Source organism: Bacteroides sp. Phil13 (assembly GCF_001940965.1).
Taxonomy (GTDB): Bacteria; Bacteroidota; Bacteroidia; order Bacteroidales; family Bacteroidaceae; genus Bacteroides; species Bacteroides intestinalis.
Window position 1 is genome coordinate 96,586 of sequence record NZ_MSHA01000085.1, and the last position, 25,307, is coordinate 121,892.

Annotated in this window: 23 protein-coding genes; all 23 read right to left on the minus strand. The window is 41.4% G+C overall.

The genetic code is table 11. The features are described 5' to 3' along the window. Position 1: 1 nt before the first annotated feature. Complete coding sequence (locus BWI44_RS16745; RefSeq protein ID WP_195209790.1) at positions 2–1,669, minus strand: C45 family autoproteolytic acyltransferase/hydrolase; 1,668 nt, start codon at positions 1,667–1,669, stop codon at positions 2–4. Then, complete coding sequence (locus BWI44_RS16750; RefSeq protein ID WP_007667131.1) at positions 1,662–3,152, minus strand: phytoene desaturase family protein; 1,491 nt, start codon at positions 3,150–3,152, stop codon at positions 1,662–1,664. The genes BWI44_RS16745 and BWI44_RS16750 overlap by 8 nt, the downstream gene beginning before the upstream one ends. Then, positions 3,149–7,006 carry a trifunctional MMPL family transporter/lysophospholipid acyltransferase/class I SAM-dependent methyltransferase gene (locus tag BWI44_RS16755; protein ID WP_195209792.1) on the minus strand — a complete coding sequence of 1,286 codons (3,858 nt, stop codon included), beginning with the start codon at positions 7,004–7,006 and terminating at the stop codon, positions 3,149–3,151. The genes BWI44_RS16750 and BWI44_RS16755 overlap by 4 nt, the downstream gene beginning before the upstream one ends. Continuing rightward, entirely contained in the window at positions 7,003–8,193 is a 1,191-nt protein-coding gene (locus BWI44_RS16760; RefSeq protein ID WP_195209793.1) for a DUF2062 domain-containing protein, read from the minus strand. Before BWI44_RS16760 ends, BWI44_RS16755 begins: the two co-directional genes overlap by 4 nt. 2 nt (positions 8,194–8,195) lie before the next feature. After that, on the minus strand, positions 8,196–8,573 hold the full coding sequence (locus tag BWI44_RS16765; RefSeq protein WP_007667125.1) for an ApeI family dehydratase: 378 nt from the start codon (positions 8,571–8,573) through the stop codon (positions 8,196–8,198). Position 8,574: 1 nt separating this feature from the next. Beyond that, positions 8,575–9,126 carry a flexirubin biosynthesis protein LolB2 gene (gene lolB2, locus BWI44_RS16770; protein ID WP_007667124.1) on the minus strand — a complete coding sequence of 184 codons (552 nt, stop codon included), beginning with the start codon at positions 9,124–9,126 and terminating at the stop codon, positions 8,575–8,577. After that, positions 9,101–9,733: a flexirubin biosynthesis/transport protein LolA2 gene (lolA2, locus tag BWI44_RS16775; RefSeq protein ID WP_195209794.1), complete on the minus strand. Its 633-nt coding sequence runs from the start codon at positions 9,731–9,733 to the stop codon at positions 9,101–9,103. Before lolA2 ends, lolB2 begins: the two co-directional genes overlap by 26 nt. 7 nt (positions 9,734–9,740) lie before the next feature. Then, entirely contained in the window at positions 9,741–10,409 is a 669-nt protein-coding gene (locus tag BWI44_RS16780; RefSeq protein WP_195209795.1) for a polysaccharide deacetylase family protein, read from the minus strand. Continuing rightward, entirely contained in the window at positions 10,406–11,362 is a 957-nt protein-coding gene (locus BWI44_RS16785; RefSeq protein ID WP_195209820.1) for a beta-ketoacyl synthase chain length factor, read from the minus strand. Before BWI44_RS16785 ends, BWI44_RS16780 begins: the two co-directional genes overlap by 4 nt. After that, positions 11,362–12,552 carry a beta-ketoacyl-[acyl-carrier-protein] synthase family protein gene (locus BWI44_RS16790; RefSeq protein WP_007667120.1) on the minus strand — a complete coding sequence of 397 codons (1,191 nt, stop codon included), beginning with the start codon at positions 12,550–12,552 and terminating at the stop codon, positions 11,362–11,364. Before BWI44_RS16790 ends, BWI44_RS16785 begins: the two co-directional genes overlap by 1 nt. Further along, positions 12,552–12,809, minus strand: a complete 258-nt coding sequence (locus tag BWI44_RS16795) for a phosphopantetheine-binding protein (protein WP_007667115.1) — start codon at positions 12,807–12,809, stop codon at positions 12,552–12,554. The genes BWI44_RS16790 and BWI44_RS16795 overlap by 1 nt, the downstream gene beginning before the upstream one ends. 1 nt (position 12,810) lies before the next feature. Then, positions 12,811–14,535 (minus strand): beta-ketoacyl synthase N-terminal-like domain-containing protein, encoded by a 1,725-nt coding sequence (locus BWI44_RS16800; RefSeq protein WP_007667114.1) that lies wholly within the window; start codon positions 14,533–14,535, stop codon positions 12,811–12,813. After that, positions 14,520–14,963, minus strand: coding sequence for an acyl-CoA thioesterase (locus BWI44_RS16805; RefSeq protein WP_007215125.1), 444 nt, complete (start codon positions 14,961–14,963; stop codon positions 14,520–14,522). Before BWI44_RS16805 ends, BWI44_RS16800 begins: the two co-directional genes overlap by 16 nt. Further along, positions 14,960–15,394, minus strand: coding sequence for a hotdog family protein (locus tag BWI44_RS16810; protein WP_138293244.1), 435 nt, complete (start codon positions 15,392–15,394; stop codon positions 14,960–14,962). The genes BWI44_RS16805 and BWI44_RS16810 overlap by 4 nt, the downstream gene beginning before the upstream one ends. After that, on the minus strand, positions 15,391–16,476 hold the full coding sequence (locus BWI44_RS16815; protein ID WP_195209796.1) for a FlxJ family methyltransferase: 1,086 nt from the start codon (positions 16,474–16,476) through the stop codon (positions 15,391–15,393). The genes BWI44_RS16810 and BWI44_RS16815 overlap by 4 nt, the downstream gene beginning before the upstream one ends. A gap of 15 nt (positions 16,477–16,491) precedes the next feature. Next, the gene (locus BWI44_RS16820; protein WP_195209797.1) at positions 16,492–17,376 is read right to left on the minus strand and encodes a lysophospholipid acyltransferase family protein; all 885 of its coding nucleotides are present in this window, start codon (positions 17,374–17,376) and stop codon (positions 16,492–16,494) included. Positions 17,377–17,381: 5 nt separating this feature from the next. Then, a complete protein-coding gene (locus BWI44_RS16825) occupies positions 17,382–17,639 on the minus strand; it encodes an acyl carrier protein (protein WP_007212332.1) in 258 nt (85 codons plus the stop codon). A gap of 7 nt (positions 17,640–17,646) precedes the next feature. Further along, positions 17,647–18,867 carry a beta-ketoacyl-[acyl-carrier-protein] synthase family protein gene (locus BWI44_RS16830; protein ID WP_007667106.1) on the minus strand — a complete coding sequence of 407 codons (1,221 nt, stop codon included), beginning with the start codon at positions 18,865–18,867 and terminating at the stop codon, positions 17,647–17,649. Further along, on the minus strand, positions 18,864–19,592 hold the full coding sequence (flxB, locus tag BWI44_RS16835; RefSeq protein ID WP_007667105.1) for a flexirubin biosynthesis SDR family reductase FlxB: 729 nt from the start codon (positions 19,590–19,592) through the stop codon (positions 18,864–18,866). The genes BWI44_RS16830 and flxB overlap by 4 nt, the downstream gene beginning before the upstream one ends. Next, positions 19,593–21,122, minus strand: a complete 1,530-nt coding sequence (flxA, locus tag BWI44_RS16840) for a flexirubin biosynthesis tyrosine ammonia-lyase FlxA (protein WP_171032207.1) — start codon at positions 21,120–21,122, stop codon at positions 19,593–19,595. It abuts the gene before it with no gap. A gap of 121 nt (positions 21,123–21,243) precedes the next feature. Continuing rightward, a complete protein-coding gene (locus BWI44_RS16845; RefSeq protein ID WP_007667103.1) occupies positions 21,244–21,636 on the minus strand; it encodes a bactofilin family protein in 393 nt (130 codons plus the stop codon). Positions 21,637–21,657: 21 nt separating this feature from the next. Beyond that, entirely contained in the window at positions 21,658–23,916 is a 2,259-nt protein-coding gene (locus BWI44_RS16850; RefSeq protein ID WP_286815211.1) for a RelA/SpoT family protein, read from the minus strand. Between the two features lie 69 nt (positions 23,917–23,985). After that, entirely contained in the window at positions 23,986–25,293 is a 1,308-nt protein-coding gene (locus BWI44_RS16855) for a lytic transglycosylase domain-containing protein (RefSeq protein WP_286815212.1), read from the minus strand. Between the last annotated feature and the right edge of the window lie 14 nt (positions 25,294–25,307).

A 25,307-nucleotide genomic window follows, 5' to 3' on the forward strand; every position in this document is an offset into this window, starting at 1 on the left:
ATTATTGGTTTTTATTGATTTTTTGTTGGATTCGTACTTTTTCTGCTTGTTTGGGTATGGGCATTGTTAGTGCTTTCTGCCAATAGGTTATGGCTATACCAGTTTGTTGTACTGCAGCATAATAATCTCCCAATACTTCGTAAACGTAATAGAGCGAAGGATTGGATGCCTCATAAAGATTCAGAACCTTTGTTTCTATTGTTTCTTTCCGCTGGGTCTTTTCCCGGATGAGCTTCGTTAGCTGTTTATAAGCCATAAACTGTTTATAGTTTGCTTGCTTGATAAAGTTGTCCTCCGGAATAGTCAGACTCAAAGTGGCGATTTCGTGATGGAAATCTACAGCATCGCTGAATATTTTGTTTAGATCGTATGCCATATACTTGCCGCATTGCCAGGGAGAAGTGGATACATACATGATCTGTTTCTCCGGTAGGAAAATAACAGAGTGATGGGCTATGAGTTGATTGATAGCCATTTCATTACCCATGCCCAAATCAATATTGTCCAATCCTTTTTGGTTGCGGAGTATGGAAGCAGCTTTCATTGGATCGATAGGCTTATTCTCTTTCAACAGTTCTTGCAGGCGGGCAAAACGATAGGGACTGTCGGAAGTCGCAATGTTTTCCTGGTTGCATTCATCGTTGCGGAAAGTATCTGATTGATAATGGTTGGTACAAATAATCTGATTACCGCTACTTGTAAAAAGTGCCGTCTTCTCCGGTGACTTTTCAATGATAGCGGCTCTGCCATCCCGCGCAGAACCGATCAGTATGGATTCGGAAACAAATGTTTTTCGCTTCAAAGCGATGGCATAAGCTTCATCAATTGTTGAGGCATATTGCAGTATCTCTCTGGTCAGGATAGAGATGGGAGTGGCGGAAGCAGTCGGCATATCCGATTTTGCAGCATTGATAGTCACCGTGAGTCCGGTTTCATTCATGCCCGAAAGTACACCGATCATACCCGGCCAACCCACGGATGCAAATTTATAGCCTTGCTCGGGCTGATAAAAAGATACCAGTTTGTTGTGTGCAAACTTATCCCCCATGTAAAAATCAAAATTGCGTCCGATAATGAGGGAGGAGTCGGCACTGTTTTCTCCCCAGGTGGCAAAGGAACTGCAACCTACCAACATGTAATCTTGCATGGCATGTCCCAGATCGTGAGCCGAATGATAATTGAGCTGGCGCTCGTAGGGAGTACCGATAAAGTCGTACTCATGGGTACAGGAGAGCGAAATGCCATAAATTTCATCTCTGAATTCTTCCGGGACATTCTCTCCTAAATTACGGTTAAAAAGTACGATGAAGAAGCGGAGAAACTTAAGATAATTGTCAGAAGGTACGATTTCGCGTATCTGGTCAACAAAGACTTTCTCCTGATAATATAGTAAATCAGAAGAAAGTTTGCCTATGACCTCACCGCGCTGGAATGCGTCACCACTCACCTTCAATTCCCACAGGCCACTGTTGCTTTGCCGCAGATAATTGCCCGTATATTCCCGAAGACTATCTGTCTGTACCAATTCTCCGTTGGCTTTTGGGGTGTAGTCGGGAGTCAGCATATCCGCAGAGAAATAGAGAATGCTAACAAAGAGGATGATGGCAAAGAGAAGTATTCCTATGCCACATGCCGTATATTTAATTGTTTTCTTTAATATCTTATGCATGGCCTATTCGTTTAGCTAAATATTCATGTCCGAGTAATTCGCCACAAGTGATGATGGAGGTTAATGTAACTCCTAAAGCACCGTGGACATTTAGATTCTGTCCCGTGAGAAATAAGTTTCCCAGTTTGGTTCGGGTGGAAACAAAACCGATTTGCGGACATTTGTAATCTTTGATAATTCCATAGGCAGAACCGTCGCAAGTCCCTGTAAAGTCTCTGTAGCTAAGTGGAGTAGTGGTATACATAGTCTCGATGTGATCGGTAAAATCGATCCCGTGACTCTTGATGAACTCCAACAATTGCCTGGCTTTTTCCATTTTGAAGGTTTTATAGTCTTCACCTCGTTGTTCGGGAAGTGTATTTTGCCAGGCGGACAGTTCGTCTATATACATGGGAGTCAGAATGGAAATGACGTCCGCATAATCACTGTTGCGGGAAGATGCTTGTGTGGAGATCATGCAATTGGTGGTATATCCCATATTGACTTTCTTATCATACCATACATCATTGTCTCCATGCAGATAGAGATTCTGATTCAGATATGGATAACTTTTCTCTTTCATGATCAGATAGAGAGTGAAAATGCCGTATGTGTTTTCTAAAGAATTAATACGGGAGATATAGGCATTTTTGATACAGCGGGTTTTGTCCAGCAAGGTTAATGTTTGTTTGGGGTGTACGTTAGAGATGATGTATTTGCTTTCTATCCGTTCTGCACGGTTTATCTCTACCCCTGCTGCCTGGTTGTTCTCTACAATGATACGGGTGACTTCACTGTTGTTCAAAACTGTTCCGCCATGAGTGCGAATCACATTGATCATCTCAGAGGCCACTTGCATACTTCCGTCAATGAACCGATAGGCTCCTTGTATGTAGGAGTTGTTAATCATGGCGTGTTCATAGAAGTTGGAATGTTCTCTTAAACCACCATACAGAAGTGCCGAGCCGGCCAATACCGATTGCAAATCAGGATTGGTGGTAATCTTATCTATCATTCCTGCTGCTGAGGTATTGAAGAACTTCATTCCTTCAGTAGAAATAATACCTTTCTTCAGATTGTCCACACTGATCAGATTGCCTACTTCTTTCAGTAACGTTGTATATTGCCGGAGATTTTCTTTTTCGTGAGGAAATGATTGGCAAAGGGTATCGATAAAACGTTCGTATCCCATTGCGTAATCATATACGCGATTCTTATAGAAAATCTTATCAAAAGCATTTTCATCCAGTTTCCGGACTTTGAGGTGATCCATGATTCCTACATACCGGAAAAACTGATTCATGACTTGTCCTTCGTCCAGACTACCTATATAATGAATTCCTGTATCCAACAAATGTCCTTTCCGGCGATAGGTCTGAAAGCATCCTCCAAACAGTTCGTTCTTTTCGAGCACACATACGTTATACCCTTCTTTACTAAGTATGGCTCCACATTCAAGGCCACCTAACCCGCTTCCAATGATGATGATGTCATACTTACTCATGGCAATTGTTTTTTAAGTATATAGATGGTATTTGATGTATATTTATCGTTGCGGATAGTCTTTACTTCCATTCCACACTTCTGGGCTATGCTCTGAATTTGAGCTTCGGAAGTGAAGCAGAGCTCATCCGTAGTGCGGTTGAACTTGACAACTTGGGTAGAGAGAACTTCCGTGAGGCGGGTTAGCCGATGTTTATGGGTCTCAGCGGAATTTCCATCACGTACGATAATCATTCCTTCAGGACGAAGAAGATTGGCACATTTCACTAACAAGTCATGTTGATGTTCATAATTCATGTAATGCAATACGTCATTCAGGATGAAGACGTCACTTTCCGGGAACTCATAAACCGATGCGTCAGCATGTTCAAAGCGAAGGTTTTCTCCACGAAGCCAACCGTGTTGAGCTATAGCTATTTTATCTTCGTCATAATCGATTCCTAATATTTGCCTTTCTTTGGATATCATAGACAGCATATAACACAGAGGACCCAGACCACAACCGATATCCGTAATCTGTCCTTTCATCGGAATCAGTTGATTGAATAATTGGTAATTGTGTTCCATCTTTACTTTGATACGGATGTACCACTCGATGACAGGACTTTTATAGATATAGTTCAGTACCAACGCCTCATAAAATGCCGGATTCGCCGGTGTATTCTTTTCCAGGCAAATACGTGCATATTCTTCTTTCATATAGGAAGAGATGCGCTTGGTACGTTCCTGATAGGTAGTTCCGAATGAATCATCGTTATAAAGTATGCGAGGCAATATTTTAGAGTAAATAATGCCTTTGCGGACATAGAAAGGTTGTGCCTTGGCTATAATCTCTCCATTGCCGTATAGCAGAATAGGAATAATATCCAATTGCAGAGTTTCTGATAAATAGAAAGCACCTTTATGAAAACGTTTCATCTTGCCGTCATAGGTTCGGGTACCTTCGGGGAAAATGGCAATGGAGTATCCTTCTCTTACTTTTTCCCGCATCCGTTCCACACAAAGTTCATATCCTTCGTCTACATGGAAGAAGCCTGCATATTGAATGATTTTTCCAAATACCGGAGAGTTCCATACCCAGTGATTGGTTATCATGATAATCTTCGGGGAAAAAGATAATAACTCCAGGATATCAATGAAAGACTGGTGATTGGCTATTATGATAGCCGGCTTTTTGAATGTCTCATTGGTTACGTTGATGTGTTCTTTACGTACAAATGTTGCCACTACCAATATACCTTTGCAAGTAATGTTGATAATCCGGCAAACAAGCTGCTGCTTATAACTGCGGCGTACCGGAATGAGGTATAATAAGAAAATGAAAATTCTCAGAATGATGCATCCTGTAACGAAGAGCATGAAAAGGATGATTGTGCGGAGTAAGCCTATCAAGGTATACGGGGGCAATCCCTTAGCAGCCGGTTTAGCAATAAAGAACTGGAAAATAATAGGTTGTATGGTATAGGCTACTAATACCACCGCAGCCATTCCAAGGATGGAAATCAGTGAAATGGATTGCAGGGCGGGATGTTTGGCAAATACTAAAGTTCCCATTCCTACAACGGCTGTGAATGCAGAGAAGAAAATAGCTGTCTTATGGGAATTCAGGATCGCTTTTCCTGTCCGGTATTTGTTTTGGAGTCCATCCATGATGAAGATACTGAAGTCGTCTCCGATACCGAAAATGAAAGTAGAGAGGATAATATTGATAATGTTGAATTCGATACCCAGAATCCCCATCAGGCCCAAAATAATGGTCCAGCTGATAAGCATAGGCAGGAAACTGATCAGGGTTAATTCTATACGCCCGTACGAAATCAATAGAGCCAGGAATATAAGGAACGAAGAAATATAAAGTATCAGGTAAAAGTCGTTATGGATGGTAGAGACCCATTGATTAGTGAAATAACTCCGGTCGAAGACTACAACATCCGTATTATCCTTGAATTGTTGATAGACTTCTTCCTTATTATCATCAGTGATGCGTACCTGGGTAACGAGCATCGTGATGGAGTCAGCACTTGTTTGCCATTCGTTTAGTAGGGTAGTGGCGATACTATTTGTATCGTCCTGATAATTATAGGGCTGGAATGGATGTTCTAACCATTGGTAAAATGCATTGAAACTACCTTCCCGGAAGTGATAGGTACGGGCAGCGTCTTCTATGTATTTGCGAATAGTTGATATCTTTCCCGACTCTCCCCAATACTGGTTCCATTGTTCCAGACGCTTTTGCTGTTCTTCCGGTGAAATTAAGAATTGCTCGGCAGATGCATATGCTTTAATAAGCCCTTGCTCTTTAAAAGTGGATAAGTGCTGATTGGTATTTGCATAGTTTTCGAGTGCTTCCGTCATGTTCTTACCTACACTGACAAAAAGTACGGTTTTCTCTTGGGCATTGAAAAGCTGTTCCAGTCTAGCCTCTGCTTGTTTTAAGTGCTGAGGTTCATAGTTGAGGCTCATCATGTCTTCGTTAAACTTGACTTTCTGTGAAGTAAATAAGCCGATGAGGGTAATAATAACGATACCACCTACTAACCATTTGTTCTTTTCATAAGGATAGGCATTGATTTTTTCAATAAAGCGTAAGACCCTGCCTTGCTTCACATCTGCTTGTCCTTTTAGGAAGTGTGGAAGGTAAATAAGACAGAAAAGAGTAGTACCAATAAGTGCCAGAGAAGCAAACAAACCGAAATCGCGTAGCAATTCGGAAGTGGTAAAAGTAAGTCCGAAGAATGCACCTATTGTAGTAAAGCTGCCTACTGTAAGCGGATAAGTTATTTCTTTAATCAATTGCTGGACAGTAGAAACATGATTTTGATGGGCCAGCATGTGTATGGAGTAACTCAGCGCAATACCCAGAATAGCAGATCCGGCACCTACGGCAATTGCAGAAATATATCCCTGAATAAAGTAGATCAGGCATAAAGCGAACAATCCCCCGAATAAAACGGGAGTGACAATGAGAGGGATTGATTTCTTGTGCTTAAACACCAGCGAGATGAAAACAATGATAATCAGCAGTGCGATCGAAGAAGTAATAATGGTATCTTTTTTAATCTGTCGCGCATTATAGACACTGACAGAGGGACCTCCAAAGTAAGATACGTGAATGGAAGGATACTCTTTCTGAACCTGTTGCAACTCATTTTCAAGTATTCGGATCAGATTTTCATTCTCACCGGTACTTCCTGTTCCGAATACCGGAGTCATAAACATCAGCAATGTATTTCCGTCCTTCGAAAAGATGTGTCCGTTGTTGATTTCATAATTGGTTTCCAACTGAAAATCCTGCAAATGCTTTAAGACGTTGTTCCCAAGTCCTAACGGATCTCTTTGTATATAACCTCTCAATGCTATACCTGCGGGAGAAATAAGGTTGGTATAGTTCTTTCGCATCATGACTTCTATGCCTTCCTGCGTTAAGAGTGAGTCGAAGTGCTGATAGTCTTTTTCCGTCAGGAACAGCGGAAGGTTTTCATAAACAAAATCTGTTGCTTTTTCAATGGTTGTTTCATCTACTTCCGAAAAGATATCTTTAATCCAGGTTTGGTTAGACTCTTCTAATAAGTTTTGTTTCAGTTGGTCTCCGGCCTCTATCATTAAATCCGGAGTTACTGTAGAGTCGGCAGGAGAGATTAAGATGATAATCTTATCCTTTATTTTTAGGTTATCAAATACTTTGGTGATGTTCTGGCTGTTTTTCGTATCAGGAAAGAAACGGGTCACATTCTCTTCAAACCTGACTTGCCAGGCGAAGTACCCCATAAAAAGGACACAAACACAGAGTGACAAATAGAAGAGAACTTTGTGTCTTTGAAAATAATTATATAGTCTGATAAAGAACTGAGTCATGTTGTTTTCGGCCTTCTGTATATAGTGAGCAGGCTGATCGTTATAATACCTGCCAATATACTACAAGCGGTTGCAAAGATAACACTTCCAATTAAATATTGCTCTAAAACCGATTTCACATTTTCAAATGAAATATTGGTAAGATGAAGTTCAACCGGTCTGTTCAGTACTTTACACCCTGTCAGGTAACTGCCATATAATAGGAAAGGAATCATGGGAGGAATACTGATATTAGCTGCTACAATGGCTATTACTTTGTTGAGTTTAAGCACATGAGCCAAAAATAAAGTGGCAAGCATCTGGTATCCCCAAATCGGGACTATTCCCATAAATACACCTAACATAATGGCATAGGTAATTTTCAGATTCGATTCTTCGGACTGTGTAATGTGAGTCCGGAAGAATTTCCGGCAATTACTCCAGGTTAGTTTCCGGAAGAAGTTACGCGGATAAATCCAGAGGAAAGTAATGAACACTAAGAAGGTATTCAATATACTGATGCGGGTGAAATCCCGGAAAGGACGGAAGTGTGAGACACGTTCTTCCTGGGGCGGATAATAGACATGTATGGGTATATTGCGGACTGTAGTTCCTCCCCATACTGCAAATACTAGTGCTTCAAGTTCAAATTCATATTTAGCGGTATAGTAGAATCTCTGCACATTGATTTTATGTAATGGATAGAGCCGGTAACCCGATTGGGTATCCTGAAGCTTTACTCCGGTTTCAAGTTTAAACCAGAAGTTGGAGAACTTATTGGCGAAAGTATTCTTGCCAGGCATATTGTCCGAAGTCAGATTGCGGGCACCTACCAACAACGTATCCGGTTCTTTTTCTATTTCTTCCATGAAAATAGGAATATCCGAAGCAAAATGCTGTCCATCGGAATCTATAGTGATGGCATATCGGTAGCCGGCTGCTTTGGCCTGTTTTAATCCGTTCTTTAAGGCAGTTCCTTTTCCTTTATTGGTAGGATGGGTGATGATATGCAGGTTCGGATAGTTTTCCAGAAGAGTAGGGGTGCTATCGGTAGAGCCGTCATTGACAACGATGATATTTTCTACATAAAAGAGTACATCTTCAATTACGGTAGTCAGCGTCTTTTCATTATTGTAGGTAGGTATAATAACTACAATACCAAGTTGCCTAGCTTTCTCATGCCATAGTTCCTCGCTACGTTCTTCCATGTTTATTTGCCGATTAGTTGTGCTTTTAATTTGATACAGATATCTTTTGAAGATGCTCCTTCAGCCAGAATATGGAATGTATCCGTTTCGTTATTCTTGATAGTCAATGAGAGCTTTAATTCCGGTGTTTCATTCGGATTTATAACAGAAAGAAACTTGCATGATGCTATCTGCTTGTATTGCAGGGGAGCTTGCTGTATTTTTTCTATGCACTCTTTTATTATTTGCAGCATACAAACGCCCGGAACTACGGGTTGTTGTGGAAAGTGTCCGTTATAAATAGCATGTTGTGGGTTGAGCATGACTTGCACTACCCAGTCTGTTTCATTGATATGCTCAGAGTGCGTGACTTTATAGAAATTGGGAAGAAGTTCAGCCATATTAGTTTGGGTTTTCTTTTAATTTGTCCAACTGTATACTTAGTCGCAACCAGGGATGTTTGATTTTTATCTGTTCGGGATGTCCAGAGTTGAACTCCGATAGATAGAATACTGTTCTTCCGAATCCCCTGCCTGTGACTCTTTTTTCAAAGGTACCGCTTTTCTTTTTGATGCGGATATTCTTTCCACTTAAAAATAGATTCTTGAAGTCTGTTTCCAGTAATAGCAGCATTTTCTTTTTCTTCATGGGCTCTATGCAACTGTTGACTTGAAATTCATTTTCCCGAAGTGAAAAATCAAAAAGACTGAGTCCAAAGTAAGTAGATGCCAATATTCTTATTTCATTATCCGGCAATTTCCGTACAATTAATAAACCGCTGAAGTGATGCTTCATGAAGTCTAACTGCATATTGTATTTTTGCGAATATTCTTCAGCGCAAATGATAGGTGTCACATGAGATGTGGCATCTCCTGCTATTGTTTTTGAGGAACCGCAGGAAGTGAATAGATACAGAATAAAGATCAGATTAGCGAATAGAAAACTTTGTTTCATCTTTCAAAGCATTAAATCTCTTGTTGTAGAACTCATATTCCGTATAATTGGTGGCTGTTTCGGAAAGACGCAATTTGTAAACCGACATATCTTTCTTATCCAGGTATATTTCAATTTCCGAAATGTAGGCTTGTATGGCTTTATTGACCGGCTTAATCTTCACTATATAATAGGAATCATTTTCAAAATATTCCAGTTTGTAGTCGGAAGACATTTTTGAGAGATCGCCTATCATGCAAGCTGTGAGCATATCTTGCATTTGATTCATCATCTTATTGGCGGTTAGGCTCATAACGCTCTTTTTACCGTCCGATACAATTTTAAGCCGGGAGTCGTTTATAACTATTAGGTAGTTGATGGGTTGGGCGTACTCCATACGTATTTTGCCGCTCTTTTGATAATAGAACTTTCCTTTGGAGGTTACTTTCTCATCCAGAATATCCAAATACTTCACTTGTGTAAAGTCACTTTCAATGGACTGCATGGTTTGTGCTTCCTTTGCCAGACGGTTTTCAAAATCCTGGGTATGGATTAGCTTCTTCATTGTCTGGGCATGGGTATAGGAAATGCCCAATATGATTGATAATGTTATTAGTATGGTTCTCATAATGCTTTTACAACATGCTGTCCAGACGGACAACTGTATATCCCTGTTCTTTAATTAAGTTAAGTATCTCTTTTAATAACAGGTCACTGTCCGGCATCCGATCGTGTAGAAGGATGATAGAACCGGGGCGTAACCTTTTCTGAATACGCTTCAAAACCTTCTCTTTGGAAGGTTGCAGTGTATCGAGTGTTCTGATATTCCAGCCAACAGGAGTGTATCCCAATATGCGGACAGCATTTGCTATAGTAGGATTTGTGACTCCAAACGGTGGGCGGAATAACTTGATTTTCTGCGAAGTTACTCGTTCTAATGCAAACTGGCAAGCTTGCAAGTCTTTTTTCATCCGCGACAGACTGTACAAGGGAAAATGATTGGTATGGGTAAAGGAATGATTACCAATCAGATGTCCTTCGTTGATGATTTGTCGGATCAACTCTTCATTCTCTTGTACTTTGTGACCGATGCAGAAGAAACAAGCCGGTATTTGTTGTTCTTTGAGTACTTGTAATACTTTGGGGGTTTGTACCGGGTCCGGTCCATCATCAAAGGTGATAGCTACAATTTTATCTTCAGTCTGTTTCTTGCAAAATACCTTGAGATAGATGTTAGAACGGATGTTGCAAGATGCGTAGACGAGAAAGATAATCAGTAATGTGATCAGGATTTCTACTATCATTGTCTTTTCCGGATTAAAATAAGTGAATGGTTAATGGAGTGATAATGATTATATATCAGAACTGTCCGTCCCGGATTTAGATTCTCTTCAAAAGTTTTAGCCACTTTCCATAAAGCAAAGGAAGATGCCGTAGGATATTCACCACATTCATTCTTAAAGATGCTGCATGTTGCTGTGGGGAACAAGTCGTTTTCTAAATCAGTATACAGGGTATCTTCTTTTGAGTTTCCATTCTTACCGGTAACAAACCAATCGATTTGTCCGGCAGTTAATCGGTTGCTTTGCAAAAAGCAATGAACCTTTTCGGCTACTTCCTGCGTACTGTTCGCATGAATAAAAGTCGATATACCGGCAAGTTCTGCTAATGTGGATTCGGTGGCTTCTCGTCCCAGCAGGAAGAACTGGGCACCTTCGCCTGCTTGTATGCCCCTTAGCAGTCCCAGGCGTTGTTGTATAGTGTGGCTGTTAGGGGTAATCTCATCAATAGCTCCTACAAGGACATTTTCATCACCTTCCCAGATTCTCATCATACCGTCCAATAGTGCACTTTCGAAACTTAATCCTCGGTGCACATACGTCATGTTGTAAGTATGTATCTGGCGGAGTAATGCTATTTGGGCTCCGATGGTGTTGAAGGTTGACTGGATAAAGGGTGTCGGATTCAGTAGTTGTTCTTCATTCTCAATGATTGTATTCAGAAACTTCTCTGTATCTGCCAGGCATCCGAGTCCGGTTGCGGTGATGATCGCATGTACTTTTTCGGAAGGTAGGGTACTGATACATTCCAATCCGCAGGCAACTCCCATTTTGATGATCCGGCTCATACGCCTCCGTAGTGCGGCATTTGTGATAATACTCTTGTAATCCGGTTCGTTGGCGGATAAATAAAGGGATTCTCCGGAAGCAGTATCCGCGTGAATAGTAGCAATATGATTGATATAGACAGGTAGCATCATCTCTCTTTTAATGTGGAAAACAGGATCGAAGAATCATTTCCACCGAATCCAAATGAATTCGATAGTACATTACGAATGGGTAGTCCCTCGCGGAATGAGGTTTCGGGCATCAACATGTTTTCTTCTATAGGTTCTTTGAAGTTCAGATTGGGATAGATGAAACCATGATATACGGAGAGAACAGAATAAACCGCTTCAATTCCTTCCGAAGCCCCTAATGTATGACCGATAAACGCTTTGACAGAACTGAACGGAGGAATTTTATCATCAAAAATCCGTCGGATAGCAAGTCCTTCTGAAAGATCATTACTTGGAGTTCCTGTGCCATGTACATTGATATAATCAATCTCTTCGGGAAAAATTTCACTTTTAGCTATGGCTTCTGTCATGGACCAGAATGGTCCGTTTCCTTCGGGTGAACTGCCGGTCTGATGAAAAGCTTCATTCACATTCGAATATCCGCTTAATAAGCAATAAGGCTCTTTCCGGAGTAATTTCTCTGATTGAAGGACAATATATCCGGCTCCTTCTCCTAAGTTGAGGCCTGCACGGGATGCGTCAAAAGGACGGCAGTGTTCCTTATCCAAAATCATAAGTGAATTGAAACCGTTGAGGGTAAACTTGCACAAGGCGTCCGTACCTCCTACAATGGCAGCGTCCAGTTGGCCATTCCTGATCATGCGGGCTCCTAACATGATAGCATTAGCTGCTGATGAACAGGCTGTACTGATAGTGGTTACAAAGTCATTTACTTTCAGATAATCCGCTATCATTTCAGTACTTGCACCGCAGTCATGAGAGATGACTTCCCGTAATCTTCCTTTTCTATTGTCCTTTTTAAAGGCATTGTAGAAATGTTCACTCAAATCCATACCACCTACAGAGGTGGAAGAAATGAGACCTACACGCAAAGTATTCAAATCTAACCGGGCGTCATCGACTGCTTCCCGGGCAGCTAACATGCCTAATAAGGCTGTTCGTGAAAACGTTTTTTGTATATCTAAAGAGAGTAACTGTTTTAGTTCTTCATTGCTGTATTTTACCTCTGATACGGGTACATCCAGTTCCGTAGGGAAAAGAGTGACTTTCCCCATACCATGCTGATGTTTCCTGAGTGAAGCTATATTTTCTGCAACACCCAGACCGATACCTGAAACAACACCTAAACCGGTTACATATATCTTCATTATTTCTGATTTTCAGAGATATAGTTAGCTAATGTACGTATTGAGTAGAAAATCTGTTTCCCTTCTGCAGGATTCTTTATTTTGATTCCATAGTTACGCTCTAAAATAAGAATAATTTCAAGTGCGTCAATAGAATCAAGTCCTAAACCACCGTCACCAAACAGAGGCTCATTGGGATTGATCTCTTCGGGTGTGACTTCTTCAAGATTCAGTTCTTCTATTAATTCTCTTTTTAGTTTTTCTATTAATTCTTCCATATCAATGTTGTACTTCTATTAGTTTGAAATCAGCTTTATACTCTTCCATTAAAAGGTTGCACCATCCGGTGATGCAAGCTTTTAAATTACCTTTCTTCATTACAATTTGTGCATATTCTTTCAATTTGTCCGCATCGAATTCTTTTTCTATAAAGAAAGTATTTTCTCCTTGTATTTTATGACGGATACATATCTCACCAGCTACAACGTTAGGCAGAGTGTATACAAATACCGTCGGACTGGCTGCATGGTCACCTTCCTGATTGATAATCATCTGATGACGAATATCCGTATTCAGTGAGGCGGCAGCATTAACCAGCAATATCCCTATTTCTTCCGGTTGAAAGTTTTTCTCCTTCAACAGATATTCAACAGCAGTATATCCCAGTTTGCAAAGGTCGTCCATTTTGTAGAATTTCATGTTACTTCCACCTGTATTTTTATATGCTTCGCGGATAAATTGTGCAAAGTTTGAGGCAGATGATGAAAAAACGGTTTCTCCATTCATACTTAAACAGCTATTCTCAATGGAAACAGTTGCGGTCGTATGAACTGTCACCGGTGATTGCACGCTTGAGGGCTGTTTCTGATATGCAGGAAGTGTCAATACGATAGCAGCATTACAACCTCCGAAACCGGATGCTGTTTTGATACAATGCTTCATGGGTATTTCCTGATGGTCAGCTTGCACCAGAATAGGCATGCTGACACCGGGCTTTTCATAGCCTAATGTACCGAATAGTACGTTTTCCTTTAGTTCGTGAATACAGATAATAGATTCAATCACTCCCGATGCCCCTAAAGTATGACCGAAATAAGATTTCAAACTATGAACCGGAACGGTTTCCAATCCGGCTAAATGAATAGCTTTCGATTCCATTTCATCGTTATAGACAGTAGCCGTTCCATGTGTGTTCATGAAACTAACGTCTTCGGCAAGGACTGCAGCTTCTTCCATAGCCTGCCGTATGGCGAGGTAAAGTCCGTCTCCTGTGCGTGACGGGCCTGAAATATGATTGGCATCGTTACTAATGGCTCCTCCGGACAGGATGATATCCGTATCGTTTCCTTCCGAACTCAGCAGGATAGCACCACAAGCCTCTCCTAAATTGAGTCCGTCTCTCCGGGCATCATAAGGGCAGCATCTTTCGGAACTGATGGATCTGAAAGATAGAAATCCGCTGGTAATGAAGTGGGAGAGGATATCACCTCCCGCTACTATGACTTTTTTGTATCTGCCGGATTCGATCCATCGCTTTGCCACAATCAGAGCGGATACTCCTGATATGCAGGCATTAGAAATGACTTCTACCCGGTTGTCGGCCTGAAAATATTCGCTTATTCTTCTTCCCATTTCCCATAGATGAACTCTGATATCAGGGGTGTCGGGATGATTGGCCAACAGGTCGATATTACCTTTAGTGGTGGATAGGATGAGGCCACAATCTTCATCCGCCAGATTCATTTCGGAATGGGACAGAATATCTTGAATGGCTAGTATGAATAGTTGTTCCAGGCGTGTGTACGTACCCAAATTCTTTGCTCTTTCCCATTGTTCCGGTTTAATAGTGGCAGCTAATATAGAAGTATCAGATATGATTCCTGCTTCATGCCTGGTGATCCCGCTCTGATATTCCCGGATTGCTTTTATATTCTCCCGGGTATTTGCTCCTAAAGAACTGATCAGAGTATCTGCTGTGATATATACAGTTATAGGATGTTCCATTTCTTTTTCCACTCCTGATAAAAGGCCGGAGTTGCTAACTCCAGCTCCCTGTTAGTATTTAGAAAAACCTGAGTTGTACTTCCGGTGGCAACGATATTATTGTCTGTAGCCCGATATAGTACATATTCGAATTTAATCTTGGCAGCTTCACAAGAAATGTATCGGGTTTCAATGATAACTTCTTCACCGAAGGATAAGGATTGCTTAAATTGGCAATTTAATTCAACGATGGGTACCATATATCCTTCACTGTAGATATCCATATATCCTAAGCCATAATGCTTTCCGAAAGACTCCCTTCCATCCTCAAAATAGCGTACATATTCACCATGCCATACGATTTGCATGGAGTCTATTTCACTGAAACGTACCTTTATTGTGGTGCGGTCAATGAGTGCAGGCGTATGTAGATTCGTTTTTTGCCTCATTTCTTATCTAAAAATATTTTCATCCGGCATTCTGCAATCACTCCTTCCGTAGTACTTACACAGGCAGATACTAAAGTAATATCGAATACCTCCTGAATAACCGTAATTTCAGTGAATAATTCCTGCCCTGTCTCCGGCAAACGATGAAGGGTTAATTTATCTACCGAACCGATAAAGCCTAAGGGCACCGGTTCATTTTTCTGTAAATAGATATATCCGATCCGTGCCGCCGCCGATTGGGCTATGTGTTCAACAAGACCTGCTTCCTGCAATTTGCCTTCCTGGCAAAAGATATTATCGTCAGTGACTGTGAGACCTGAATAGGAACAATTATCTTCAATGCCACAGAATGAATCTACCATAACGATTGGCGGTCGTTGTGGTATCAGGTTCAGGATTCCTTCACCGGATATGATAGGAGCTCTTTTCATTTCAGCTTACATTTTACAATACTGTGTCCCAATCCCAGGTTATCATATATTTCCTCTATTTCCAACCCTGATTCTTGAATGCATCGTGCCATATCGTCGGAGTGATACATTTTGCTGTTACCATTTGCCATAGCAGTAAAGTATATACTGATCTGTGTCAGGCAGTAGGCAGCAGTTTCGAATTTTTGTCGGTCCCAGAATGTTTCCATAATGTAGAGTCGCCCTTCTGTAGACATGGACTGAGCAGCTCGTGAGAGTATACTGATAACTTCTTTCTCAGAAAAGCAATCTAGAAACTGACTCATCCAGATCGCATCAAAACCTTTCGGGAAAGGTACATTTTCATCGAGAAGATTTACACCATGTCCATGAATACGCTCGTGACCGGAAATATTTTCTGTCTTTTGTTTCATTATTTCCAGTTGTTGGGGTAAATCCATAATGGTAACTTCTACTTTCTCGTTGTATTGCACACATTTAGTAGCCCATCTACCTGTATTGCCTCCTACATCGAGCAGAGTCCGGGGAGAGTGGCTGAATACGATTTCGAGTGCCTGGTCGAAAGAATTGTCTGAATAAAAATGGTCGAAGCCGAACCAGCTTTTCTGCACTTGCTCGGGTAAACTGGATAATCCTTCGTAAATCGTGGGCCAGTTTCCCAATTCTTTCAAACCTTCGGGGCGACCATTTAGCAATGCTTCCTCCAGATGGAACAGACCTTTGTAGTTGACGTCCTGATTAAAATCCATATTCACTTGTGCCATCTCATCATTCAACAGGAACCATCCGGCCTTTGCCAGTATATATTGATCGTCTTTTACCAATACAGTACCTATGGTGAGTGAGGCTTCCAGTAAAACTTGTGTGGCATACTTTGACAATCCGGTTTTCTGGCTGATCTGTTCCAGTGACAGACCTTCCCGGTTGTCGGAAAGCAAACGGAAAATACCGAATTTCAGCATCAGGCGTGAAACTTGGAATACAATGGGACCAAAAGCGATTTCTTGTGCCAACCTCTGTGCTTGCACAGCAGTGAATCGTTCTTTGGTATATCTCTTTTGTAGAGAAGGAAATAGTTTCATTTTGTTGATTTTAGTTTATTCAAGCGACTTCCAGAAAGGATAATAGTTGAACCATTGTTCGGGATACTGGCTGATTACTTTTTCCAGAGCGTTCACATATTGTTCTAATAGTAATTGCTCTGCCTTTTTCTCTTTTGAGCCGGATACCTTTTCTGCCAGTATAAAATGAAAATGATAGGTTTGCTTAGCCTCTCTCATTGCAAAATAGAAAACTACAGGAACTTTCATCCGTGATGCCAATAGGAAAGGGCCGATTGGAAAACAAGCTTTGTGTCCCATAAATTTACAGATCAGCAGTTTGTCTGCATTCAGATAACGGTCTCCCTGAAAACAGACGTATTCTTTATGATCCAGTGCTTCTGTAATTTTGAATATATGTGCCAGATTATCTTTGTTGACTGGTATAATCTTGTAAGGTTGCTGCTGTCCGTTCTTCTTCAGTATTTCTTTAATCTTTTGATGTTCGGCATCGTACATCACCACATTCATCTTCTTACTGTAGTCATTGAAAAAAGGTGTTCCGATTTCCCAGTTGCCAACGTGTGCACCGATCATGATTACTCCCTGATCTCCATCCAATACATTTAGAAACTCCTGATAGTGGTTGAACTTGAAATGATACTTGTCGATCATTCCATTTCCAATGGCTACCTTGTCTATGAGTATCTGTCCCAAACGATAATAGTTATTCAGCAATAGCCCCATCGATTGTATGCGGTTCCGTCTTAAGATACGGCGGGCATATTGCCAGATACTCTTTGTTGCTTTAGGAGCGAAAGGGATAAAATAAAGAACGATCAGAGACAGAAAACCATAAGCGGCTTTTACACCACAATACCTGATCATATAAATGAAAAACAGGTATCCGGATACGCCGCCACGGGTTTTACCTTTCCACATCTTGTCTATTCGTTTTTGTTTTCGGCCATACGTGTAATGACGAGATTATAGAAGTCCTGGAACGTTTTGATTCCGACAAAATCTTGTCCGGTTACGTTAAAACCGAAGTTCTTTTCAATCAACACTACCATATCTACCAAGTCCAGACTGTCTAACTCAAGGGTTTGCATGAGCGGAGCATCAGGCTGGATAAGATCGATATCTACTTCAAATTCCTCGGATAAGGTTTCTCTTATCTTTTCAATGATTTCTTCGTGGGTCATACTTATATTACTTTACTTTTTTAATAATTAATGTAGAATTGGTTCCTCCGAATCCGAATGAGTTCGACAGGAATGTATCAAATTCCATATTTACTCGTTGGGCGGGGATATTAAGTTGGGCAGAGGCTTCATCCGGTTCTTCGAAATTCAGATTGGGAGCAATGAAGTTATTCTGCATCATTAAAGTAGAATAGATAACTTCGCTGGCACCCGCCATCCACATTTCGTGACCGGTCATAGACTTGGTGGAAGCCACATACGGGTGGTGTCCTTCAAATACTTCTGCTATGGCTTTTGCTTCATTCAAATCACCTATCGGAGTAGAAGTGGCGTGCGCATTGATGTATTTAATTTCATCCAATGCGATTCCGGCATTCCGGATGGCCATTTCCAATGAACGCTTTGGGCCGTCTATATTAGGAACAGATATATGATCTCCATTGGATGAAAAACCGTAGCCGATAATTTCTGCCAATATGGGTGCTCCTCGCTTAACAGCTGATTCATAACTTTCCAGTACTAGGCTGGCGCCACCTCCGCTGGGCACAAGTCCGTCTCTGCTTTTATCAAAGGGTCTGGATGCTTGCTGAGGCTTATCTTCCCGGGTAGAGAATGCACTTAATCCGTCGAAACTACCTACTGAGAATGGATTTACTTCTTGCGCACCGCCACAAAGAATACACTCTTGCAATCCTGACTTGATTAGCAGATAACCCATGCCAATGGCGTGTGAACCGCTTGCACAAGCACCGGAGATTGTGAAGTTTACTCCTCTGAGCTTGAAGATGACCGACAGGTTCATAGATACAGTCGAATTCATCGACTGGAAAATAGAACCGGAACCTACCAGAACGGTATTCTTCTTTTCCCGGATAATATCTACAGCGTTAATAATCGGTGCAGTACTACTGTCATTTCCATACAGTATTCCTACTTCATTTGTTTCCAAGAATGCTTCATCAATACTTGCATTTTTGAAAGCTTCTACACTTGCCAGATAGGCATATTCTCCCTGTTCAGGCAGGCAGAGACGTTTCCGTCTGTCCAACATTTTTTTTAGATCAGGGCGTTCCAGCAGACCAGTCAGTGCAGAAATATACCCCATTTCTTTCCGGTGGGGATCGATGCCGATTCCCGATTTACCGTTATATAATGAGTCTGTTACTTCGCTCAGATTCTTGCCGATGCACGAGTAAATTCCCATTCCTGTAATGACAACTCTTCTCATGTATGCAGTCCTCCATTGATTGAAATAATCTCACCTGTGATATAAGAGGCGTTGGGGGAAACTAAGAAACTTACAAGATCAGCCACTTCTTCCGGTTCACCGAAGCGCCCGGTAGGGATGTGCTTTTTCCATTCGTTCTCATTGATGTCTTCGGTCATTTCCGTACGGATGAATCCGGGGGCCACAGCATTGACAGTTACATGCTTCTTTGCCACTTCCTGGGCTAATGCCTTGGTAGCGGCAATGACACCCCCTTTAGCTGCAGAATAATTTGTTTGTCCGGGCATACCTTTGATGCCTGATAGCGAAACTATATTGACAATGCGGCCGAAACGTTTGACTAACATGTTTTTAAGCAATGCCTGGGTGACATAAAAGAACCCATTCAAGCTGGTATTCAGTACTCCGTTCCATTCAGGTTCGGTCATCCAGAGCATTAAATTGTCTTTGCGAATTCCTGCATTGTTAATCAGTACTTCAATATATTCGTCCGGATGTTGGGCACTCCAGGTGTTTAACGCTTCGGATACTGCTGCCGGGCTGCTTACATCGAACTTTAGTAGTTCTCCATCTCCTCCTTGCTCTCGAACGAGTTGCAGGGTATTGGCTGCTTCCTTATCATTGCTTTGATAATTAATCAGCACGGTATATCCTTTTTCTGCCAGTTTGATGCTGACAGCACGTCCTATGCCCCGGCTTCCGCCTGTTATTAATGCGTATTTCATTTATAAATTGAATTTCTTATTTTTCAAGTATTCATTCATAGCCTCTATTTCCTTATATTTAGGAGTATCTTGGGAAAATACAGGAAAGAATGCCCGGATTTCATTGTACACATTGCGTGATTCCGTACTCAATTGATCTTGTATCTTTAAATAATCCACCGCCTGTACAATCCCCATAAACAGAATACTCATGACTTGATAAGAATTCTCAATAACTGTTTTGGCTATTAATGCAGAGTTCGTTCCCATACTCACAATGTCTTGATTGTCATTGTTGTTAGGGATACTATGCACATACATTGGGTTGGATAGTGTCTGACACTCTGCAGTAGTGGAAGTTGCTGTGAATTGCGAAGCTTGCAATCCATAGTTCAGTCCCAGTATTCCCAGATTGACAAATGGGGGAAGTATTCCGTTGATACGATCATGGAACAGATAGTTCAACTGGCGTTCACTTAGCATTGTCAGTTTGGTAATGGCAATTTTTAATTTATCCATTTCGAAAGAGATGTAATCACCATGAAAGTTTCCACCATGATATACATTTTGGGTTTCCGGATCAACAATCGGGTTGTCACAGGCTGAGTTGATTTCGTTGATTAATACCTCTTCCGTATTTATCAATGTGTCATAAATTGGTCCCAGTATCTGCGGAGTACATCTTAGCGAATAATAAGGCTGTACTTTATGTTCGAAGATCTTTTCCTCGTGTTTCTGTCCATACAGTTCGTTTTCTCTCTTGCGTGTGCATTGGCTGCCCGACATCCAGGCTCTCATAGCCTCAGCTATTTTCCGCTGTCCTTTATGAAGCTTAGCATCGTTTAGCGGCTGAGAAACAAAATCATCATAGGATGCAGCAATCTCATTCATCATTACTGAGGCGCATACGGACCAGTTTAGTAATTGACGCGCATAAATCAGATTAACAATGCCGATACCCGTCATGACGGAAGTACCGTTTGTTACTGAAAGTCCCTCACGAATGTGGATAGAGAAAGGTTTGAGATGATTCTTCTCAAGCACCTGGGCGGTAGGTTGTAGTTGTCCTTGATAGAACACTTCTCCTTCGCCGATCAAAGTCAATGCTATATGGGCCAATTGGACTAAATCGCCACTGGCACCTACACTGCCATGCTCCGGTATATATGGAAAAATATCCAGATTAATGAATTTAACAAGTAGTTCTACCAATTCTGTATGTATACCTGATTTTCCTTGTAAAAAGGTGAATAGCCGGGCAATCATTGCTGCTTTTACATAAAGAGGAGGTAATGGTTTACCTGCTCCGGTAGAGTGGCTTCTGATGATATTATATTGTAGTTCTGTTAATGATTTATCCTCAATTCTATATTGAGCCATAGGCCCGAATCCTGTATTTATTCCGTAAATAATTTTATCACTTGAAAAATCCTTCAAAAAACGGAAACCCTTATCTACCTCTTGAATGCATTCATCAGAAATAATCACCTTCTCACCATTAAACAGTAGTTCCTGGAGCGTTCCCAAATTTATATATTTGCCGACTATCATAGTATACTTCATTGATATATACTGCAAAAGTAGCTATTTTATATTAATAATGAACGCCTATATAAGATAAAACTTTTTTCAGCAAGATGGTTTTGTTAAACTGAATCTATTGTAAATAATGTTATTCAGTAACTGCTTCCAATAATTTTATCTCATTATTGGTATCATTCGTGTTACAGGTTCCATTGAATTTAGCTTGTGATTCTATCTCCAATTTACTGGTATAAATATTACCTTGCATCACGCAATTAGCTTTCAGGGTGAGTTCTTCCTTTATATAAGCATCACCGATGATAGTTCCATGTAGACAGGCATGTGTACAAGAAAGATTTCCGTGTATTCTTCCTTCGGGGCCAATAACAATTTTACCCGTACATTGAATATTTCCTTCTACGATTCCGTCGATGCGCATATCTCCATCGATGGAACAATCACCTTTTATTAAACTTTGACAGGAAAGTGTAGTTAATTTATTACTTACCTTGTCGTCAATTCCTTTTTTCGAATTAAACATATGAAATGTACTTTTATAGTTTTATGCTTCTACTCTGGTTACTTGTTTGATGTTCTGTATTTGTTTCAAGTTAGTACTGATAGTCTTCACATCATCCACGTCATGTACATATAGCTGGATGTTTCCTTCAAAGATACCGTCCGTTGTTTCGATGGATAGTTTACGGATGTTTACGTTCAACTGGCGGGAGATGACTTGTGTTACTTCGTTCAGTAATCCCATGGCATCTATGCCTTTGATATAGATATTCACCAGGAAAGATAGCTCTTTGTGTGTATCCCATTGCGTGGCAAGGATACGGTTGCCGTAGCTGCTCTTCAGTCTTGCAGCGACAGGGCACTGGCGTTTATGGATAATAATCCGGTCGTTTTCGTCGATATATCCCAATACATCATCACCCGGAATAGGGTGACAACATTCTGCCATGATGTAATTTTTTTGGATATTCTCTTCCGTCAGTTTCAGAATTTGCTTAGTATTGATCTTCTCCTTTTCCTGCGGTATCTTTTCTTCAACAGGTTCTTTGCTGTCCTTATTGCTACCGAATGAAAATGTGAGGAACTTCTTCCAGTTGGTTCCTTGTTTTTCTTTTAAAGCATTTTTATCCAGATCACCTAAGACGATTTTTCCATTGCCGATAGCTATGAGCAGCTCATCCCTGTTCTTCATGTTATGAGCTTTCACAAGTTTGTCAACCAGCATGTCATCCAATCGGAGTTCTTCTTTCTTGAAGAATTCGTTCAGAAGGGTTTCACCCTCTTTCTGGTTTGCTCTTTGTTCTTTGCGCAGGATGGCGGCTATCTTTGCACGGGCACGGGCTGTAGTGGCAAATACTTCCCATTCCGGCTGTACCCGTTGTGATTTGGATGTCAGCACTTCCACCTGGTCGCCACTTTGCAATTTATGGCTGAGTGGGACAAGTTTATGGTTTACTTTCGCGCCGATACAATGACTGCCTATATCTGTATGTAAGGAAAATGCAAAGTCCAATGCTGTAGAATTCTGTGGCATAGTCTTAATCTCACCTTTCGGGGTGAATACAAAGATTTCCGATGCAAACAGGTTCAATTTGATAGTGTCGAGGAAATCAATGGCATCCGGCTGCGGATCATCAAGAATTTCCTTGATGGTACGTAGCCATTTATCCAGCTCGCCCTCATCCTCGCTACCACCACCTTCTTTGTATTTCCAATGTGCGGCAAAACCCTGTTCGGCTACGTCATTCATGCGCTCGCTACGGATTTGTACTTCTATCCACTGTCCATTATTACCCATGAGGGTAACGTGTAAAGCTTGATAGCCGTTTGCTTTGGGGTGACTCACCCAGTCGCGCAGACGGTCGGGGTGGGGCTTGTATATTTTAGAAATAGAGACGTAGATATCGAAACAGTCATTCAACTCTTCGTCCGCGTTACGCGGTTCAAAAATAATGCGTACGGCAAGCAAGTCATAGATTTCTTCGAATGGCACATGCTTGGTCTGCATTTTGTTCCATATGGAATAAATGGATTTGACGCGTGCCAGGATGCGATATTTCAGTCCCATCTTGTCCATCTGTGCGCGTATCGGAGCTGTGAACTCTTTGAATACTTTGTCACGCTCGGTAGCCGTAGCTGCCAGCTTGTTTTCTATTTCTTGATATTCCTCAGGGTGTTCGTACCTGAAACTCAGGTTTTCCAGTTCGGTCTTTATCTTATAAAGTCCTAAGCGGTTGGCGAGGGGAGCATATATATATAAAGTTTCACCTGCAATTTTGAATTGCTTATTTGGAAGCATGGAACCCAGCGTACGCATATTATGCAGGCGGTCCGCTATTTTAATAAGGATCACACGTATATCATCGGACATCGTCAACAGCAACTTTTTGAAGTTCTCTGCCTGTGCCGAAGCCCGGTCACCGAAGATACCACCGGATATTTTGGTCAGTCCGTCTACAATCTGGGCGATTTTCGGACCGAATATATTCTCTATGTCCTCTACAGTATAGTCTGTATCTTCTACCACATCGTGTAGTAATGCAGCACAAATGGATGTAGACCCCAGACCTATTTCGGTGCAAACAATCTGTGCCACAGCCAAGGGATGCATAATGTAGGGCTCGCCTGAGCGGCGTTTGATGCCCTTATGTGCCTGGTTGGCAAAATTGAATGCCTTTGTTATAATTTCAATGCGTTTACGGTGCTTGGTTGCCAAATAGTCGTTTAACAGTTGCTGGAAAGCCTGTTCAATCATTTCCTCTTCGACTTTTTCTTTATCTTTCTGGTTCACATTCTCTTCCATATCCCTGTCTCCTTTCTTCTATTGCTGCAAAAATAAGCAAATTTCAACACCGTGCAAGCGTTTGTGCTCTTATTTATATATCTTCAATTGCTTTCCGGCGGAAATTTTGGTGTTATGCAATCCATTCCAACTTTGAAGTTGTTTTACGGTGACTCCATAGCGGCGTGCAATAGTACCCAATGTTTCGCCATTTCGTATTTTATGATAAGTCAGATTTCCACTGCCGGTTGTAGCGCGTCTTGCTGTAGAACGGGGCTCGGAGATGGCTACGGTCCTACGGTTTTTGAATAATTCATTCGCACGGTGGGCATAGATAGTATCCTGGCTGTCGATAAATGTACTGATGTAATTCATAGGCAGACGAAGGGTTTGTGTCTTGCTTTCACCGGGAATTATATTCTTCTTATACTGAGGATTAAGGCTTTTGATTTCTTCCATGCTAACGCCACAGATATCAGCAAGCTGTTCGAAATGTAAGTTTTTTGTTACTTGTATAGTATCTGTAGCATCGGGGATATTAGTTTCCATGGGACAGATGTTGTGCTTGCAATAGTAAGTCATCACATAATTGGCGGCAATGAACGCAGGCACATACCCGCGGGTCTCTTTGGGCAGGAAATTATAGATTTCCCAGTAATCGGTTTTACCTCCGGCGCGGCGGATTGCTTTGTTTATAGTACCTGGTCCGCAATTGTAAGCGGCGATCACCAGATTCCAGTCTTGATAAATGGCGTACAGGTCTTTCAGGTAGCGGGCAGCTGCCCACGTGGCCTTGATAGGATCACAACGTTCGTCAATAAGACTGTTGCTTTCCAATCCGTACATCTTTCCGGTAGCCAGCATGAACTGCCACAAACCGGAAGCGCCTACACGGGATCTGGCAGAAGGGTTCAGCGCAGATTCAATGATAGGCAAGTATCTGAGTTCAAGCGGTAATCCATAGGCATCGAGTGCTTCTTCGAAGATGGGCATATAAAAGTTGCAGGCGCTCAACATGAATGATACGTTATTACGTAAACGTCCTGTGTACATGTCGATGAATTTACGTACAATCTCATTATAAGGCATTTCCATTATAGCAGGAATGCGGCTGAGACGGTCGATGTAAACAGAGTCACTAAAGAGCGGGTTCTCTGTGGAGGTACTGCAATCTTTACCTAAATCAATGTAATTTTTGGCTTTCCAGTCATTGAGCAGGCTGTCCAGCGGATAAGTCATACTTTGGGGAAGTTCGATGCTTTCCTGGCGTTCTGTTCCGTTGTCACGGATCACTACCTCCACACTTTCCTGGGCTTGCGCCTGGAAGGCGAAAAGTGATAGACAAAACAGAAACGGAGTAGCGATAAACTTCTTCATATTTACAGATTTATTCTTCATGTGTGATTATTCTT